This is a genomic window from Pseudomonas sp. SP16.1 (assembly GCF_052682975.1).
Map to the genome: position 1 here is coordinate 1,169,780 of NZ_JBQYFZ010000001.1, position 14,971 is coordinate 1,184,750.

At 67.7% G+C, this 14,971-nt stretch carries 18 protein-coding genes; 7 read left to right on the forward strand and 11 right to left on the reverse strand.

The features are described 5' to 3' along the window. The 3 genes from ACUTAF_RS05745 to ACUTAF_RS05755 form a co-directional block, all read right to left on the reverse strand. Positions 1-852 (reverse strand): DMT family transporter, encoded by an 852-nt coding sequence (locus tag ACUTAF_RS05745; RefSeq protein WP_445579072.1) that lies wholly within the window; start codon positions 850-852, stop codon positions 1-3. Beyond that, positions 849-1,184, reverse strand: coding sequence for a tRNA-binding protein (locus ACUTAF_RS05750; protein ID WP_445579073.1), 336 nt, complete (start codon positions 1,182-1,184; stop codon positions 849-851). Before ACUTAF_RS05750 ends, ACUTAF_RS05745 begins: the two co-directional genes overlap by 4 nt. A gap of 249 nt (positions 1,185-1,433) precedes the next feature. Next, positions 1,434-2,180, reverse strand: a complete 747-nt coding sequence (locus ACUTAF_RS05755; RefSeq protein ID WP_445579074.1) for an AraC family transcriptional regulator — start codon at positions 2,178-2,180, stop codon at positions 1,434-1,436. Positions 2,181-2,314: 134 nt separating this feature from the next. On the opposite strand from ACUTAF_RS05755, the gene ACUTAF_RS05760 reads away from it, so the two are divergent. Next, complete coding sequence (locus ACUTAF_RS05760) at positions 2,315-3,136, forward strand: UDP-2,3-diacylglucosamine diphosphatase (protein WP_445579075.1); 822 nt, start codon at positions 2,315-2,317, stop codon at positions 3,134-3,136. Beyond that, positions 3,133-4,170, forward strand: a complete 1,038-nt coding sequence (locus ACUTAF_RS05765; protein WP_445579076.1) for a glycosyltransferase family 4 protein — start codon at positions 3,133-3,135, stop codon at positions 4,168-4,170. Before ACUTAF_RS05760 ends, ACUTAF_RS05765 begins: the two co-directional genes overlap by 4 nt. A 55-nt stretch (positions 4,171-4,225) precedes the next feature. Here the strand turns inward: ACUTAF_RS05765 and ACUTAF_RS05770 are convergent, their stop codons facing one another. Beyond that, positions 4,226-5,614 carry an adenylate/guanylate cyclase domain-containing protein gene (locus tag ACUTAF_RS05770; protein WP_445579077.1) on the reverse strand — a complete coding sequence of 463 codons (1,389 nt, stop codon included), beginning with the start codon at positions 5,612-5,614 and terminating at the stop codon, positions 4,226-4,228. Between the two features lie 270 nt (positions 5,615-5,884). Then, positions 5,885-6,202 (reverse strand): Mpo1-like protein, encoded by a 318-nt coding sequence (locus tag ACUTAF_RS05775; protein ID WP_445579078.1) that lies wholly within the window; start codon positions 6,200-6,202, stop codon positions 5,885-5,887. A 127-nt stretch (positions 6,203-6,329) separates the two neighbouring features. On the opposite strand from ACUTAF_RS05775, the gene ACUTAF_RS05780 reads away from it, so the two are divergent. Next, positions 6,330-7,343: an AraC family transcriptional regulator gene (locus ACUTAF_RS05780; RefSeq protein WP_445579079.1), complete on the forward strand. Its 1,014-nt coding sequence runs from the start codon at positions 6,330-6,332 to the stop codon at positions 7,341-7,343. A gap of 15 nt (positions 7,344-7,358) precedes the next feature. On the opposite strand, the gene ACUTAF_RS05785 is transcribed toward ACUTAF_RS05780, so the two are convergent. Continuing rightward, positions 7,359-8,810 carry a TrkH family potassium uptake protein gene (locus ACUTAF_RS05785; protein WP_445579080.1) on the reverse strand — a complete coding sequence of 484 codons (1,452 nt, stop codon included), beginning with the start codon at positions 8,808-8,810 and terminating at the stop codon, positions 7,359-7,361. A 148-nt stretch (positions 8,811-8,958) separates the two neighbouring features. Between ACUTAF_RS05785 and ACUTAF_RS05790 the strand changes: the two genes are divergently transcribed. Continuing rightward, positions 8,959-9,330, forward strand: coding sequence for a YkgJ family cysteine cluster protein (locus ACUTAF_RS05790; RefSeq protein WP_445579081.1), 372 nt, complete (start codon positions 8,959-8,961; stop codon positions 9,328-9,330). 61 nt (positions 9,331-9,391) lie between these two features. Then, positions 9,392-9,952: a nitroreductase family protein gene (locus tag ACUTAF_RS05795; protein WP_445579082.1), complete on the forward strand. Its 561-nt coding sequence runs from the start codon at positions 9,392-9,394 to the stop codon at positions 9,950-9,952. Positions 9,953-10,007: 55 nt separating this feature from the next. On the opposite strand, the gene ACUTAF_RS05800 is transcribed toward ACUTAF_RS05795, so the two are convergent. The 5 genes from ACUTAF_RS05800 to ACUTAF_RS05820 form a co-directional block, all read right to left on the reverse strand. Then, positions 10,008-11,339: a sensor histidine kinase gene (locus ACUTAF_RS05800; protein WP_445579083.1), complete on the reverse strand. Its 1,332-nt coding sequence runs from the start codon at positions 11,337-11,339 to the stop codon at positions 10,008-10,010. A gap of 64 nt (positions 11,340-11,403) precedes the next feature. Continuing rightward, a complete protein-coding gene (locus tag ACUTAF_RS05805) occupies positions 11,404-11,817 on the reverse strand; it encodes a Spy/CpxP family protein refolding chaperone (RefSeq protein ID WP_445579084.1) in 414 nt (137 codons plus the stop codon). A gap of 130 nt (positions 11,818-11,947) precedes the next feature. Then, the gene (locus ACUTAF_RS05810; RefSeq protein WP_445579085.1) at positions 11,948-12,625 is read right to left on the reverse strand and encodes a response regulator transcription factor; all 678 of its coding nucleotides are present in this window, start codon (positions 12,623-12,625) and stop codon (positions 11,948-11,950) included. Positions 12,626-12,630: 5 nt separating this feature from the next. Further along, on the reverse strand, positions 12,631-13,011 hold the full coding sequence (locus ACUTAF_RS05815) for a translation initiation factor 2 (IF-2, GTPase) (RefSeq protein WP_445579086.1): 381 nt from the start codon (positions 13,009-13,011) through the stop codon (positions 12,631-12,633). Between the two features lie 21 nt (positions 13,012-13,032). Then, a complete protein-coding gene (locus tag ACUTAF_RS05820) occupies positions 13,033-13,332 on the reverse strand; it encodes a YciI family protein (protein ID WP_445579087.1) in 300 nt (99 codons plus the stop codon). A 116-nt stretch (positions 13,333-13,448) separates the two neighbouring features. Here ACUTAF_RS05820 and ACUTAF_RS05825 point away from each other — a divergent pair, with 116 nt between their 5' ends. Further along, positions 13,449-14,315 carry a PHP domain-containing protein gene (locus tag ACUTAF_RS05825; RefSeq protein ID WP_445579088.1) on the forward strand — a complete coding sequence of 289 codons (867 nt, stop codon included), beginning with the start codon at positions 13,449-13,451 and terminating at the stop codon, positions 14,313-14,315. Positions 14,316-14,328: 13 nt separating this feature from the next. Continuing rightward, on the forward strand, positions 14,329-14,955 hold the full coding sequence (locus tag ACUTAF_RS05830) for an L-threonylcarbamoyladenylate synthase (protein ID WP_445579089.1): 627 nt from the start codon (positions 14,329-14,331) through the stop codon (positions 14,953-14,955). Positions 14,956-14,971: the final 16 nt, after the last annotated feature.

Below are 14,971 nucleotides of genomic sequence, written 5' to 3' on the forward strand. Positions count from 1 at the left end.
TCAGCGCGCCATCCGCGCCGAGACGAAGATGGCACTGACGATCAGCGTGCCACCGGCCAGCATGCGCAGGGTCGGCTGTTCGCTGAACAGCCACCAGGCGAAGAGGATGCCGTAGACCGGCTCCAGGGCGAAGATCACCGCGGTGGTGCGCGCCTTGAGTACGCGCAGGCTGGCGACGAACAGGCTGTGCGCCAGGCCGGTGCAGAAGATGCCGAGCATCGCCAGCCACAGCCAGTCCATCGGTCGCACGCTGGGCAGCAGCGGCCAGGCCAGCGGCATGAAGCAGACGAACACCGTGATGTTCTGGTACAGCGCCGCCTGCACCGGGTCGAGGCCGCGGGTGCTGGCGCGGTTGAGCAGCGACAGCAGGGCGAACAGCAAGCCGGACAGCACCGCCCACAGCAGGCCGCCGGTCGCGCTGCTGGCGAGGCTGAATTCCGGGGTTACCAGGATCAGCCCGAGGCAGACCACACCGACCATGGCGAACTCCATGGGCCGGGTGCGTTCGCGAAACAGCAGCCCCTCCAGCAACACGGTGAAGGCCGGGAAACTGGCGAAGCCGAGCGTGGCGATGGCCACCCCGGCGACCTTGACCGCCTCGAAGAAGGTCACCCAGTGCGCACCGAGTAGCAGCCCGCCGAGGGCCAGCAGGGCGCTCTGGCGCAGGCTCGGTCGCAGTGCGTCATGGCGACGCCAGAGCAGGGCGGCCAGACCCAGGGCGAGGATGGCGAACAGCGCCCGGCCGCCGGCGATCATGTTCGGCGTGGTCGCCGCCAATTTGCCGAAGATGCCCGACAGGCCGAACAGCAGGGCGCCGAGGTGAATCGCCAGCAAGGCGCTGCGTTGCTTCATGCCAGGCGCGCGCCGTTGGGCAGCGGCTTGTCGAAGCCGGCCAGGACCACGCGGTTGGCGCTGTCGTAGACCCCGGTCACCAACACCTCGGAGCGCATCCCGGCGATGCGCTTGGGGGCGAAATTGCATACGCACAGTACCTGACGGCCGAGCAGTTCGTCGCAGCCATAGTGCGCGGTGATCTGGGCGCTGGAGGTCTTGATACCGAGTTCGCCGAGGTCCACCTCGAGCACGTAGGCGGGTTTGACGGCCTTGTCGTTGGGTCGCGCGGAGCGGATGGTGCCGACGCGCAGCTCCACTTTCTCGAAGTCCTGCCATTCGATCTGTTGCATGGGCTACTCCTGGTTACTGCCGCGCAGTCTAGGTGTCTCGTACATGGCTGTCTGTCGCAGGAGTGGCGAGTTTTGTCGTCGGACTCTCGCGGGCGCCTAACAAGTGTGCGCCGTGCGCACCATGGCTCCCAGCAGGGGTGGATCGAGCGGCGCCTATGGTGGGTTACGCCGCACCGGTCTTGGTGGCTTAGCCAGCCAGCGCGGCAGGGGGCTAACCCACCCTACGAGAGCGCTGTGCCGCTGAGGTTGCTAGCGGCCGCGGCGCAATTGCCGCGGGGTGACGCCCAGATACCGGGAGAGGGCGGCGGTAAAGGCACTCTGCGAGGCGTAGCCGACCCGCGCCGCCACTTCGCCGACGGCCAGGTCGCTGCCGAGCAGCAGGCGCTCGCCCAGGCGCAGGCGCTGGTTGCGCAGGTGCTCCATCGGCGTCAATCCGGTCTCGGCGAGGAAACGGGCATGGAAGCGCGCCACCGACAGCCCGGCCAGGCGCGCCAGGTCGGCGACCTGCAGCGGATGCGCGGCGTGTCGCTCGATGTAGCGATCCAGCGCCGCCAGCGGCAGGCCGTCGCGCCGGGCCCGCTGTTCGCCGCAGGCCAGGCTGCCGAGCAGCAGGGCGGCGCCCTGATTGGCGATCACCGCGTCGTTGATCGGGCTGCTGGCGAGCCAGCCGAGCAGTTGGCCCTGAACCGGATCGAGCTGCAGCGCTCGCGGACTGTCCAGCAGGCGCTGAATGTCGCTCGCATGGTGGCCGAGCTGGCGTTCGAGCCAGTCGTTGGCCGGCAGATCCAGCACCAGGCACTGGCTGCCCTGCGGGCTGCCGCAGGTATGGCGGGCCGTGGCCGGCACCACCGCGAGCTGGTGGCGCCGCACCCGGCTGCCCTGGCCGTCGACTTCGAATTGCAACTCGCCGGCCAGGCCGAACACCAACTGGGCATGCTCGTGGCTGTGACTGAGTGTTTCATGGCTGTAGTGACGCAGGGACAGGATCGGCGACATGGCGGCTTCCTCGGCAACGCCCGGAGTGTACCGCCTGTCCCTGCTTTGCGCTGCGTCATCGAACGGTCTTTTGCCTGTCACACGGCCTTCACTGCCAGGTTCCAAGCTCGTCGAAACCCAGCCGGAGCCCGCCTGTGACCCACGCCCAGCTCGCCAAGCCCAGCCGCAAGCAACGTGTCCGCACCCTGTGGATCTCCGACGTGCACCTCGGCACCCGCGACTGCCAGGCCGAGCACCTGGCGGCCTTCCTCAAGCGCTATCACGCCGACCGCATCTACCTGGTCGGCGATATCATCGACGGCTGGAAGCTGCGCGGCGGCATCTACTGGCCGCAGGCGCACAGCAACGTGATCCGCCGCCTGCTGACCATGAGCAAGCGCGGCACCGAGGTGATCTACGTCACCGGCAACCACGACGAGTTCCTGCGCCGCTACTCCAGCCTGATGCTGGGCAACATCCAGCTGGTCGACGAGGCCGAGCACGTCACCGTCGACGGCCGCCGCCTGCTGGTGATCCATGGCGACCAGTTCGACGTGATCACCCGCTACCACCGCTGGCTGGCCTTTCTCGGCGACTCCGCCTACGAATTCACCCTGACCCTCAACCGCTGGCTCAACCACTGGCGCAGCCGCTGGGGCTACGGCTACTGGTCGCTGTCGGCGTACCTCAAGCACAAGGTCAAGACCGCGGTGAACTTCATCAGCGACTTCGAGGAGGCCATCGCCCACGAATGCGTCAAGCGTGGCCTGCAGGGCGTGGTCTGCGGGCACATTCACCACGCCGAGATCCGCCAGGTCGGTGGCGTGGAGTACATGAACTGCGGCGACTGGGTGGAATCCTGCACCGCGCTGATCGAGCACTGGGACGGGCAGATCGAGCTGTATCGCCTGGCGGAGGCGCAGGCGCGCCTGGTCGGCGAGGAGCAGGCCGCGACCGTGCTCGAGAGCGGGGCATGAGGATACTGATCGTCAGCGACGCCTGGGCGCCACAGGTCAACGGCGTGGTCACCAGCCTGGCGGCCCTGGTGGGCGAGCTGCGTGGCTTGGGCCATCAGGTCAGGCTGCTGTCGCCGGCCGACTTTCGCGCCGTACCCTGTCCGACCTATCCGGAAATTCCGCTGGTGTGGAACCTGTGGCGGGTCGGCGCGGCGATCCGCGACTTTCGTCCCGACTGCGTTCATCTGGCCACCGAAGGCCCGCTGGGCTGGGCGGCGCGGCGCTGGCTGAGCAAACGCGGCCTGGCCTTTTCCACGGCCATCCACACCCGTTTTCCCGAGTACGTCAGCACCCGCTGGCCGTGGATCGCGCCGCGCTGGGGCTATGCCTTCCTGCGCGCCTTCCATCGGCCCAGCCAGGCGGTGCTGGTGAGCACCGAGCGCCTGCGCGAGGAGTTCGCCGGCTGGAACCTGCAGCGGCTACGCCTGTGGCGCAAGGGTGTCGACACCGAGCTGTTTCGCGTCGACGGCGAGCGCCCGCGGTCGCCGCGCCCGGTGTTTCTCTACGTCGGGCGTATCGCCCCGGAAAAGAACCTCGAGGCCTTCCTCGACCTGCAGCTGCCCGGCGAGAAGCGCGTGGTCGGCGACGGCCCGCAGCGCGAGGCATTGCAGGTGCGTTATCCGCAGGTGCGCTTTCTCGGTTACCGCCATGGCCAGGCGCTGGCCAAGGCTTATCAGGACGCATCGGTGCTGGTGTTCCCCTCGCGCACCGACACCTTCGGGCTGGTGATGCTGGAGGCGCTGGCCTGCGGCACGCCGGTGGCCGCCTATCCGGTGGCCGGGCCGCTGGACGTGTTGCAGCAGGGCATCAGCGGGGCGATGGACGAGGACCTCGGCGTCGCCTGCCTGGCGGCGCTGGAGCTGGACCGCGCGCGTTGCGCCACGCTTGCGGCGGCGCAGTCCTGGCGCGCCTCGGCGCTGGAATTTCTGGCCTTGCAACCCTTGGTCGACGGCGAGCCGGCAATGCTGGGCGAGGCGTTGGTGGAAAGTCGCTAGCGGTTTTCCTCGGTGCGCACGGCGCACCCTACATGAGCGTGCGCCACGCACCCACCTAGAGAATGACCTTGTCGCGCAGCTTCTCGGCGGCCTGGCTGAGCGCCTGGATCACCCGCTCCTTGTCGAAGTTCTGGATGCCGTTGGTGTCCAGGTACATGGAGAAGCCTGGCAGCTCGTGCTCGACGTAGCTGGAAGTGGCGCCCAGGTCGCGGCGGAAATCCACCACCTGGTAGATCTGCACCGGACGGGTGAAGCCCTTGACGGCGATCTGGCCCTTGTCGCGGCACATGATCACGTCCTTGACCAGCGAGTAGGTCTCGTGGGAGATGAGGATCTCGCCCGATTCGGCGGCGCTTTCCAGGCGGCTGGCGAGGTTCACGTCGCGGCCGATGATGGTGTAGTCCATGCGTGTGTCGGCGCCGAAGTTGCCCACCGTGCAGTAGCCGGTATTGAGGCCCATGCGGATCTCCAGCGGCTTGGTGATGCCCTGGGCGCGCCACTGCTGGCGCAGCACCTTCATGTGCTTACGCATGGCGATGGCCATGGAAACCGCCGCCACCGCATCCTTCTTCGCGCCCTGGCTGCTGGGGTCGCCGAAGAAGATCATCACCGCATCGCCGATGAACTTGTCGATGGTGCCGCCGTATTTCAGGCAGATCTTCGACATCTCGTTGAGGTAGGTGTTGAGCAGGTCGGTCAGCGCCTCGGCTTCCAGTTCCTCGGACAGCTCAGTAAAGCCCTTGATGTCGGAGAAGAACACCGTGAGCTTCTTGCGCTGGGTTTCCAGGCGCACGCTCTTCTTGCCGGTGAAGATCGACTCCCACACTTGCGGCGACAGGTACTTGGCCAGGTTGCGCGCCAGCCGCGCGGCCTTTTCCTGCTCGCGCTTGATCTCGCTGCGCACCTGGGCCAGGCGCAGGCCCTGCTGGTTGACGAAGTAGGCGGTAATGCAGATGTACAGCGTGGCGAACAGGATGCTGACCAGCGCCACCGGCGTCGGTGTGTCGGTGTTGATGCGGACGTCGAGCAGGGTGGCGCACAGCAGCAGGCTGCTGATCGCCACCAGCACGGCCAGGCCTAGGTAGCGCAAACCGCCGATGACCAGCGCGCTGAAACTCAGGGTCAGCAGGAACATCAGCCCGGGCACGCTGGAAAAACCCAGCAGCACCGAGGCGGCGCCGGCATGCAGGGCGTCGATGAACAGCAGGGCCAGATCGGTCTGCTGCGGATGGTCGCGCTTGAAGCGCCGGCTGAGGTTGTGCGCCAGGTGCGGGTAGAGCAGGGCGTAGGGCACCATCCACAGGATGTCGTAGGCGAAGTGGCCGACCAGGGTGCCGGCGGCGATGCTGGCCGCCGTGGCGATGTAGGCCAGGACGCGCGAATAGTACTCGCGCAGCGGCGGCGTCGGCAGACCATTGGCGCGGCTGGGGGTGACTGACTTCATCTGCTGAAACTGTCCCTGCTGATTATTTGGCGCCTCTTGCTGGACGCCTGGGCTGGTCTGCAAGACCTGAGCCAGGGGCTCGATGGGCGGGGATCATAACCAAGGGGGGGCAGCCCGCCAAGCACGACTGCCGAGTGGCGTCAAAGCAGTGGCAGGCGGTCGCTAGGGTGCGCCGCGTGCACCGCTGGCATTCAATTGCCGGAGCGCGCCGCTGAAAAGGACCGCTGGTGCGCGCGGCGCACCCTGCGAGGACGGCCTGAGGCCGTGCGTCTAGAAGCGAATCCGTCCGGTAAAGGCATCCTTGAGCATCACCCAGTCGCCCATCAAGCTGTACAGCGGGTACTGGAAGGTGGCCGGGCGGTTCTTCTCGAAGACGAAGTGACCGACCCAGGCGAAGCCGTAGCCGACCAGCGGTATGGCCAGCAGCCACAGCCACTGCTGGCTGAGCAGCGCGTAGGCGAGGATCGCCAGCACCAGCAGGCTGCCGACGTAATGCAGGCGGCGGCAGGTCGGGTTGCTGTGTTCCTGCAGGTAGTAGGGATAGAACTCGGCGAAGCTCTGGTAGCGTTCGGTGGTCCGGGCCGTCATGGCGCACCTCCTGTTGGGGTCGGCTCAGGGTAATGCGACCGTCTCCCCGGGCCAGTGACTTAAGGTGCCAGTCTAGTATCCTTGCGCCGCCAAGTCGGTCCCCGTGCGAACCAACAAGAACAAGACAATGAGCGAGAGAACCACATCCTCCAACTGGGCCCTGGCGATCGTCCAGGCGCTGGAAACGGGCGGCGTCGACTGCCGCGCGTTGTTCCTCGAACTGGGCCTGGATTACGCCGCCTTGAGCGATCCCGACGCGCGCTTTGCCCAGGACGCCATGACCCGTCTGTGGCTGCGCGCGGTGGAACGCTCCGGCAATCCGGCGATCGGCCTGAACATGGCCCAGGTGGTGCGTCCGGCCTCCTTCCATGTGGTGGGCTACGCGCTGATGTCCAGCCGCAACCTACGCGATGGCTTTACTCGCCTGGTGCGCTATCAGCGCATCATCGGCGAGGGGGCCGATCTGAGTTTCCTTACCCGGCCCGACGGTTACGCGCTGATCGTGGCGATCCACGGCGATCGCCTGCCATCGGCGCGGCAGAGTGCCGAGGCGTCGCTGGCCTATTGCCTGGCGTTCTGCCGCTGGATGACCGGCAAGCCGCTGCGGCCGCGCGAGATCCGCTTCCAGGGCCCGCCGCCCGCCGACCTGGCGCCCTACCAGGAGGTATTCCAGGCGCCGCTGCGTTTCAACGCCGAGCACTATGGACTGTTCTTCGAGCGCGACGACATCGAGGCGCCGCTGCCCAGCGCCAATGAGGCGCTGGCGCAACTGCACGACCGTTTCGCCGGCGACTACCTGGCGCGTTTCTGCGGCAGCCGGGTGACCCATCAGGCGCGTCAGGTGCTCTGTCGCCTGCTGCCGCAGGGCGAGCCGCGCCGAGAGGCGGTGGCGCAGGCGCTGCACCTGTCGCAGCGCACGCTGCAACGGCGCCTGCAAGAGGAGGGGGTCAGCTACCAGCAGTTGCTCGACGATACCCGGCGCGAGCTCGCCGAACAGTATCTCGGCCAGGTCAACCTGACCCTGCTGGAGGTCTCCTATCTGCTGGGCTTCGCCGATCCGAGCAACTTCTTCCGCGCCTTCCGTCGCTGGTTCGGCGAGACTCCGGGGGAATACCGCGCCCGTCGCGGTTTCGTCCACTAGGGCGCGGCGACGGCCTCAGTGCCGCCAGAAGCTGGCGGTGAACAGCACCAGCACGGTGATGATCTCCAGGCGGCCGAGCAGCATGCCGGCCGCCAGCACCCACTTGGCCGCATCCGGCAGGCTGGCGAAGTTGCCGGCCGGGCCGATGATCGGGCCGAGCCCCGGGCCGACGTTGCACACCGCGGTGGCCGCGCCGGTCAGCGCGGTCATCGGGTCGAGACCGAGCAGCGCCAGGAACAGGGCGATGGCGCCGATGGTCATGGTGATGAAGAAGGAGAAGGTGAGGATCGAACGGACGATCTCCTCGTCCAGATTGTGGCCGTTGTACTGCTGCTTGATCACCGCGCGCGGGTGCACCAGTTGCTTGAGGTTGGCGTGCAGCAGGGTCACCGCGACCTGGAAGCGGAACATCTTCAGTCCCCCGGAGGTCGAGCCCGAGCAGCCGCCGACGAAGGTCAGGTAGAAGAACGCCATCACCGCGAAGCCGCCCCAGGTGCTGTAGTCGCCCAGCGCGTAGCCCGTGGTGGTGACCACCGAGACCACGTTGACGCTGACGATGCGCAGGGCATCCAGGAAGCTGTGGTCCGAGTTGAACCAGAGCCAGACACTGAACGCCAGGCAGGTGATCAGCAGCATGCCGAGGAAGCCGCGGACCTGCTCGTCCTGGATCAACGCCTTGCGATTGCCGCGCAGGCTGGCGACATAGAGGGTGAAGGGCAGGCTGCCGAGCAGCATCAGGACGATCGCCACCCAGTGGCTGGCCGGATCGAACTTGCCCAACGATGCATCCGAGGTGGAATAGCCGCCGGTGGCCACCGAGGTCATCGAATGGTTGATCGCATCGAACCAGCTCATCCCGCTCAGCCAGTAGGCGATGACCCCGAGGAGGGTGAACGCCAGGTACACGGCGACGATGTACTTGGCCGCCATATGCGAGCGCGGCATGACCTTCTCGCCCCAGTCCGAGGACTCGGTCTGGAACAGGCGCATGCCGCCGATGCGCAGCAGCGGCAGGATCGCCACGGCCATGGCGATGAAGCCGATGCCGCCGAGCCACTGCAGCATCGAGCGCCAGATCAGCAGCGCCGGCGAGGCCTCGTCCAGCCCGGTGAGCACGGTGGAACCGGTGGTGGTGACGCCGCTCATGGTCTCGAAAAAGGCGTCGGTGAAGCTGATGTGATGCAGCAGCATCATCGGCATTGCGGCGAACAGGCAGACCCCCAGCCAGCTGGCGGTGGTCAGCAGGTACATGTCGCGCGGGCGCAGATGGACGTGTTCGGGGCGTCCGGGCACCACCAGGGCCAGGCCGGCAACCAGGGTGATCAGGCTCGACCAGAGGAAGGCGTTGAGGTCTTCGGGGTGCTCGAAGATCAGCAGGGTGAGCATGGGAATGGCCATGCTGACCGCCAGGGTGATGAGGAAGATGCCGATGATGAAACCGAGAGTGCGCAGGGTCGGCAAGGCCATGGAGTGGGCTCTGGCGGGTGGGAAAGGGCGCCATTCTACCTGTGCATGGGCGCCTGTAAACCGCCGCGGGCGGGGGCTTTACAAGGTTATGGCGAAGCATAGAATAGCCGCCAGTTGCCGGCGTCCGCCGGTTTCCGAGTCCTCGCAAATGTCCGAAGCTAATCCCTGCCTCACGTGCGGCGCCTGCTGCGCGTTTTTTCGCGTGTCCTTCTTCTGGGGCGAGTGCCAATCCGCAGGCGGTAGCGTGCCGGACGAGCAGGTCGTGCAGGTCAGTCCGCACTACGTCGCCATGCGCGGCACCGAGAGTAAGCCGGCGCGCTGCACCCAACTGCTCGGCGATGTCGGCTGCGGCGTGCGTTGCACCATGTACGAACAGCGTTCGAGCAGTTGCCGTGAGTTCCAGGCGTCCTGGGAGAACGGCGTGCGCAACCCGCGCTGCGACGACGCGCGCCGAGCCCATGGCCTGCCGCCGCTGACCCCGCCGATCCAGCCGGTGGTCACGCCCGATCGGGTGGCCTGAACCGGCGCCCGGCCGCGTGCGCCTGCTAGAATGCCGCCTCTCTATTTTTCGGAGGTGGCCGATGGAGGCTCTCGACGCTCTGCTCAACCGTGTTTCCGTTCCGCGCCTGGTCGACCCGGCGCCGGATGCGGCGCAGCGCCAGGCGCTGTTTCGCGCCGCCCTGCGCGCGCCGGACCATGGCCAGCTGCGTCCCTGGCGTTTCCTCACGGTGGAGGGTGCGGCGCGCGAGCGCATGGGCGAGCTGTTCGCCGAGGCGCTGCAGCATGCCAATCCCGCCGCTGCCAGCGAGGCGCTGGACAAGGCGCGGGCCATGCCCCTGCGCGCTCCGCTGCTGGTGGTGGTGATCGCCCGCGTCCAGGCTCATCCCAAGGTGCCGCAGCAGGAGCAGGTGATCGCCGCCGGCTGCGCCGCCCACGGCATTCTGCTCGCCGCCCATGCCCAGGGCATCGGCGCGGTCTGGCGCACCGGCGATATGGCCTACGACGCGCACGTGGCGCGGGGGCTGGGGCTGGCCGCTGACGAGCAGATCGTCGCTTACCTCTATCTCGGCACCCCGGAGCGCGAGCTGCGCCGTCCGCCGGAGCTGGCGGTCGAGGAGTTCGTCAGCGCCTGGAACGGCTGAGGGCGCCTCGTCCGGGGCGCAAGGCGCCGCTATCTCCCGGGTTGCACTGGGCTAGCTAGGGGCGATCCTGGGGCTGCAGCGGCAGGCTGAGCGTGGCGACGAAGCCCCCCTCGGGATGGTTGGCCAGCAGCAGTTCGCCGCCATGACGCTGCGCGGCGCGGCGGGCGATGGCCAGGCCCAGGCCATGGCCGGCGCCGTTCTGTCCCGGCGCGCGGAAGAAGGGTTCGCCCAGTCGCGCCAGGTGCGCGGCGGCCACTCCCGGGCCATGGTCGCGCACGCCGAGCAGCAGGCGCTCGCCCTGGCGCTGGACGTCGATCTCGATAGGTTGCCCGCTCGGGTTGAAGCGCAGCGCATTGCGCAGCAGGTTGTCCAGCGCCCGTTCCAGCAGGTCCGGCCAACCCTGCAGCCGCACGTCGTCGCCCAGGCGAATCTGCAGGCGCTGCTCGGGAGCGGTGAGGCGTGCGTCTTCCTGCAGCTTGGCCAGCAGCGCGCCGAGGTCGATGGGTTGCGCGGCGCCGAGGTCGGCATCCAGGCGGGCGAGGGCGAGAATCTCGCTGATCAGCGCCTCCAGGCGGTCGCATTCCTGGCTCAGGCGTGGCCACAACCTGTCGCGTTCGCTCGCCTCGGCGCGCTCGGCCAGCGCCAGGGCGATGCGCAGGCGTGCCAGCGGCGAGCGCAGCTCGTGGGAGACGTCGCGCAGCAGCTGGCGCTGGCTGCCGATCAGCCCCTGCAGGCGTTCGCCCATGCGGTTGAAGTCCTTGGCCAGCAGGCCAAGTTCGTCGCGGCGAGTGGCCAGGCGGGCCAGGCTGTTCTGTTGATAGGCGGTCTGCCCGAGATCGTGCACGGCGCCGCGCAGGCGACCCAGTGGGCGGGTGATGGAGAGGGTCAGCAACAGGCTGAACAGGGTCAGCACCACCAGGGCGATGGCCAGCGCGCTGAGCGGCCAGAACAGGCTGCCGCGGTGCCAGGCGGCCAGTTCCGGATGCGGGATGCGGTAGATGAACAGATAGCTGTCGCCGCTTTCCGGGCTGGTGTACTCGGCGGTCAGGCGACGCCAGGGCAGGCGGCGATCATTGCCGTGACGAGCCTCGAAGGCGGCCGCGCGCGAGGGGAAGGTGCCCTCGACCAAGGGCTGGCCGTTATCGCCCAGCACCTGCACGTCGATACGGTAGCGGCGCTTGCGCTGCTCCAGAAAGCGTTGGGCGGCCTGTTCGCCCTCCTGCTCGTAGCGTTGTGCCCATTTGCGGCCCAGATCGTCCAGGCCGGGATGCAGGCTGAGGATCCAGGCGTCCTGGTTCAGCGCGCGGCCGAGCAGCATGGACAGCCCGGCGACCAGGGCGATGGCAAGCCAGAAGCTGGCCAGGATGCGCCAGAACAGTGAACGCACGGCGGTTCCTCATGCAAAAGCCGCCGGGCCCGGAAAGGCGCGGCGGCGGGTGGTTGGGAAAGGCTCAGTTGGCCTGCTTGTCCTTCTCGGCCTTCCAGGCCTTGAACTCGGCCATTTCGGCGCGGCGCGCTTCCATCTTCTTCTGGTGCTCGTCGAACGCCTTCTGCTGCTCCGGGTTGAGCAGCTCGCGCAGGGCCTTGTGCTGCTCGGCGCGGGCCTTCTCGATCTCCTCGTGCATGGCTTGTTTTTCCGCTTCCGGCAGCTTGTCCAGATAGCGCCGGGTGATCTCGTGGCGGCTCTTCATCTGCTCGCCCATCAGCTTGCGAAACTCCTGGCGCTGTTCCTTGCTCAGGTTCAGCTCCTTGAACATGCCGTGGTCGCGCTCATGGCCGCGTGGGCCACCTTCGTGCATGGGCATGGCGATGGCCAGGGTCGGCAGGGCAGCGGCGAGCAGCAGGGCGGTGAGGGTCTTGCGCATGGTGGTTCTCCTTGTCTCGAAACCGGTCGTTACCGGATGGGCTCAGTATGAGGCGGTCAAGGTCAAGGGCCGTCAGGCGTGGGTAAAGCTTGGGTAAAGGCGGCGCCATGCGGGCTTTACCAACCCCGTATCAGGGCGCGTAGTAGTAGCCGCGGCTGCGCAGGGCGAGGATACGCGGGCGGCCGTCGGGGTGCGGGCCGAGCTTCTTGCGCAAGTTGCTGACGTGCATGTCCAGGCTGCGGTCGTACAGGGTCAGCTTGCGGCCCAGGGCCAGCTGCGCCAGTGCCTGCTTGTCCACGGGCTCGCCGGGCTGGCGCAGCAGCGCTTCGAGCAGGCGGCTCTCGGAGAGGGTCAGCGGCACGTCGTGGCTGCCGACGCTGGCCACGCCACGGTTGGGGCTGAAGTTCAGGTCGCCCAGCTCCAGCTGGCTGGCGCCGGGCGCCGGCGTGGTGCGGCGAAGCACGGCGCGCAGGCGCGCGGTCAGCTCGCGCGGATCGCAGGGCTTGGCCAGGTAATCGTCGGCACCCAGTTCCAGGCCGAGAATGCGGTCCAGTGGTTCGCCGCGCGCCGAAAGCATCAGCACCGGCAGTTCGGGGTGTTCGCCACGCAGCTGCTTGAGCAGTTCCAGGCCGCTGCCGTCGGGCAGCATCACGTCGAGCACTACGGCATCCGGCGCCTGCTCGGCGAGCGCCCGCCGGGCGCCGCCGGCTTCATGGCAGGCGGTGACCTGAAAGCCTTCCTGGGTCAGCCAGCTGGCCAGCAGCTCGCACAGCTCCTGGTCGTCGTCGATCAGCAATAAGCGGCTCATGGCGCTCAGTTGATCCATTCGCGGCGGGTTCTGCGCCGCCCGCGCAGCAGGGCGCCGACCAGCACGGAAACCAGGCTGAGCCCGGCGCCGAGGGCGAACCAGGTCTGTTCCTCGCTAAGCAGGCCGCGCCGGGCCTGGCTCTGACTTTCCTTGAGTTGCTGGCGCAGGCGCTGGTTGTCCTGGCGCAGGCGCTGCAGCTGGGCGGCGCCGTTGGCCTGCAGTTCCTCGCGCAACCGCTCGCTCTGCGCCAGCCGCTGCTCCAGGGTATCGACCTGGGTTTCGGCAGAAGTAGCCGCGGCCAGCGGCTGCGGCGGGTCCTGCTCGGCCCGGACCGGGGCGCTGCTCAGCAGCAGGGCGGTCAACAACGTTAGCGGGATCGGTCGCATCGCGACTCCTTGGCTTGAGAGCTAGGGCAGCACTTTCTTGAACGGCTTGACCAGCACGCTGGCATAGACGCCGGCGGCGCGATAAGGATCGGCATCGGCCCAGCTCTGCGCGGTGGCGAGGGAGTCGAACTCGGCGACGATCAGGCTGCCGCTGAAGCCGGCCGGGCCCGGATCGTTGCTGTCGATGGCCGGGTGCGGGCCGGCCAGCACCAGGCGGCCTTGCTGCTTGAGCTCCTCGAGTCGGGCGAGGTGGGCGGGACGGGCGGCGAGGCGGTGGTCCAGGGAATTGTCGACGTCGGTGGCGATGATGGCGTAGAGCATCTCAGTCCTTAGATGGGGGCGAGGGAACCGGGGAGGGGGCTTTTAGCCGATGGTGCAAGCCAGAAACTGCATGTGTCGGCATAATAACAAACATCAATCGCAACGAAAGCGCCGCCATGACTGTCGATCTGCACTGCCACAGCACCGCCTCCGATGGCGTTCTGGCGCCCGCCGCGCTGGTGGCGCGTGCCCGCGAACGCGGCGTGCGGCTGCTGGCGCTGACCGACCACGACACCCTGGAAGGGCTGGAGGAGGCGCACCGTGCGGCGCAAACCCAGGGCGTGCAGCTGGTCAACGGCATTGAGCTGTCCTGTACCTGGGGCGGCGCCACCATCCATGTGCTCGGTTATGCCTTCGCCAGCGACGCCCCGGCCCTGCGCGAGGCGATCGAGGCGCTGCACCACGGACGCTGGCAGCGCGCCGAGGAGATCGGCCGGCGCCTGGCTGCCAAGGGCATGCCCGGCGCGCTCGACGGTGCCCGAGCGGTGCAGCAGGAACTGGGCGACAGCGGCAACGCGCCGGCGCGACCGCATTTCGCCGAGTTTCTGGTGCGCGCAGGGCATGTTCGCGACCGTGCCGAGGCGTTCCGTAAATGGCTGGGCTCGGGCAAGCTGGGCGACGTCAAGCAGCACTGGCCCGCGTTGGATGCGGCGGTTGCCACCCTGCAGGCCGCCAATGCCTGGATCAGCCTGGCGCATCCGTGGCAGTACGACTTTACTCGCAGTAAGCGTCGGCGTCTGGTGGCCGACTTCGCGGCGGCGGGCGGGCATGCCCTGGAAGTGGTCAACGGCATGCAGCCGGCCGAGCAGGTCGGCGGTCTGGCGATCCTGGCGCGTGAATTCGGCTTGATGGCCAGCGTCGGCAGCGACTTCCATGCACCGGGCGACTGGTCCGAACTGGGCCTCTATCGCCCGCTGCCCGACGACCTGACCGCGCTCTGGGAGCGCTTCGAACATGCACAGCCAGCCGCTGCTACTCAATGAACAGGGAGTCAGTGTGAGTCAATTCTTCCAGGTTCATCCGGAGAACCCCCAGGCGCGCCTGATCAAGCAGGCGGTGGAGATCATTCGCGGCGGTGGCGTGGTGGTCTATCCGACCGATTCGTCCTACGCCCTGGGCTGCGCCATCGGCGACAAGAATGCGGTCGAACGCATCCGCCGCCTGCGCCAGCTCGACGACAAGCACAACTTCACCCTGGTCTGCCGCGACCTGTCGCAGATCGGCTTGTTCGCCAAGGTCGACACCACCGCCTTTCGCCTGCTGAAGAACCACACGCCGGGGCCTTACACCTTCATTCTCAACGCCACCCGCGAAGTGCCGCGCATGCTGCTGCATCCCAAGCGCCGCACCATCGGCCTGCGCGTGCCCAGCCATCCTATTGCCCTGGCGTTGCTGGAGCAGCTCGGCGAACCGCTGATGAGTGTCAGCCTGATCCTGCCGGGCGACGAGCTGCCGTTATCCGACCCTTACGAGATGCGCCAGATCCTCGAGCACCAGGTCGAGCTGATCATCGACGGCGGCTTCGGTGGTCTGGAGGCGTCCACGGTGATCAACCTGGCCGACGACACGCCGGAAGTGGTGCGGGTCGGCTGTGGCGATCCCTCGCCCTTCGTCGATCTGTAGCGGCCGGTCCCGCCGG

Excerpts from the sequence above, each read along its gene's own strand:
- ACUTAF_RS05745 (WP_445579072.1), bottom strand. The coding sequence starts at position 852 with ATGAAGCAACGCAGCGCCTTGCTGGCGATTCACCTCGGCGCCCTGCTG.
- ACUTAF_RS05750 (WP_445579073.1), bottom strand. The coding sequence starts at position 1,184 with ATGCAACAGATCGAATGGCAGGACTTCGAGAAAGTGGAGCTGCGCGTC.
- ACUTAF_RS05755 (WP_445579074.1), bottom strand. The coding sequence starts at position 2,180 with ATGTCGCCGATCCTGTCCCTGCGTCACTACAGCCATGAAACACTCAGT.
- ACUTAF_RS05765 (WP_445579076.1), top strand. The coding sequence starts at position 3,133 with ATGAGGATACTGATCGTCAGCGACGCCTGGGCGCCACAGGTCAACGGC.
- ACUTAF_RS05770 (WP_445579077.1), bottom strand. The coding sequence starts at position 5,614 with ATGAAGTCAGTCACCCCCAGCCGCGCCAATGGTCTGCCGACGCCGCCG.
- ACUTAF_RS05775 (WP_445579078.1), bottom strand. The coding sequence starts at position 6,202 with ATGACGGCCCGGACCACCGAACGCTACCAGAGCTTCGCCGAGTTCTAT.
- ACUTAF_RS05780 (WP_445579079.1), top strand. The coding sequence starts at position 6,330 with ATGAGCGAGAGAACCACATCCTCCAACTGGGCCCTGGCGATCGTCCAG.
- ACUTAF_RS05785 (WP_445579080.1), bottom strand. The coding sequence starts at position 8,810 with ATGGCCTTGCCGACCCTGCGCACTCTCGGTTTCATCATCGGCATCTTC.
- ACUTAF_RS05790 (WP_445579081.1), top strand. The coding sequence starts at position 8,959 with ATGTCCGAAGCTAATCCCTGCCTCACGTGCGGCGCCTGCTGCGCGTTT.
- ACUTAF_RS05795 (WP_445579082.1), top strand. The coding sequence starts at position 9,392 with ATGGAGGCTCTCGACGCTCTGCTCAACCGTGTTTCCGTTCCGCGCCTG.
- ACUTAF_RS05805 (WP_445579084.1), bottom strand. The coding sequence starts at position 11,817 with ATGCGCAAGACCCTCACCGCCCTGCTGCTCGCCGCTGCCCTGCCGACC.
- ACUTAF_RS05810 (WP_445579085.1), bottom strand. The coding sequence starts at position 12,625 with ATGAGCCGCTTATTGCTGATCGACGACGACCAGGAGCTGTGCGAGCTG.
- ACUTAF_RS05815 (WP_445579086.1), bottom strand. The coding sequence starts at position 13,011 with ATGCGACCGATCCCGCTAACGTTGTTGACCGCCCTGCTGCTGAGCAGC.
- ACUTAF_RS05820 (WP_445579087.1), bottom strand. The coding sequence starts at position 13,332 with ATGCTCTACGCCATCATCGCCACCGACGTCGACAATTCCCTGGACCAC.
- ACUTAF_RS05825 (WP_445579088.1), top strand. The coding sequence starts at position 13,449 with ATGACTGTCGATCTGCACTGCCACAGCACCGCCTCCGATGGCGTTCTG.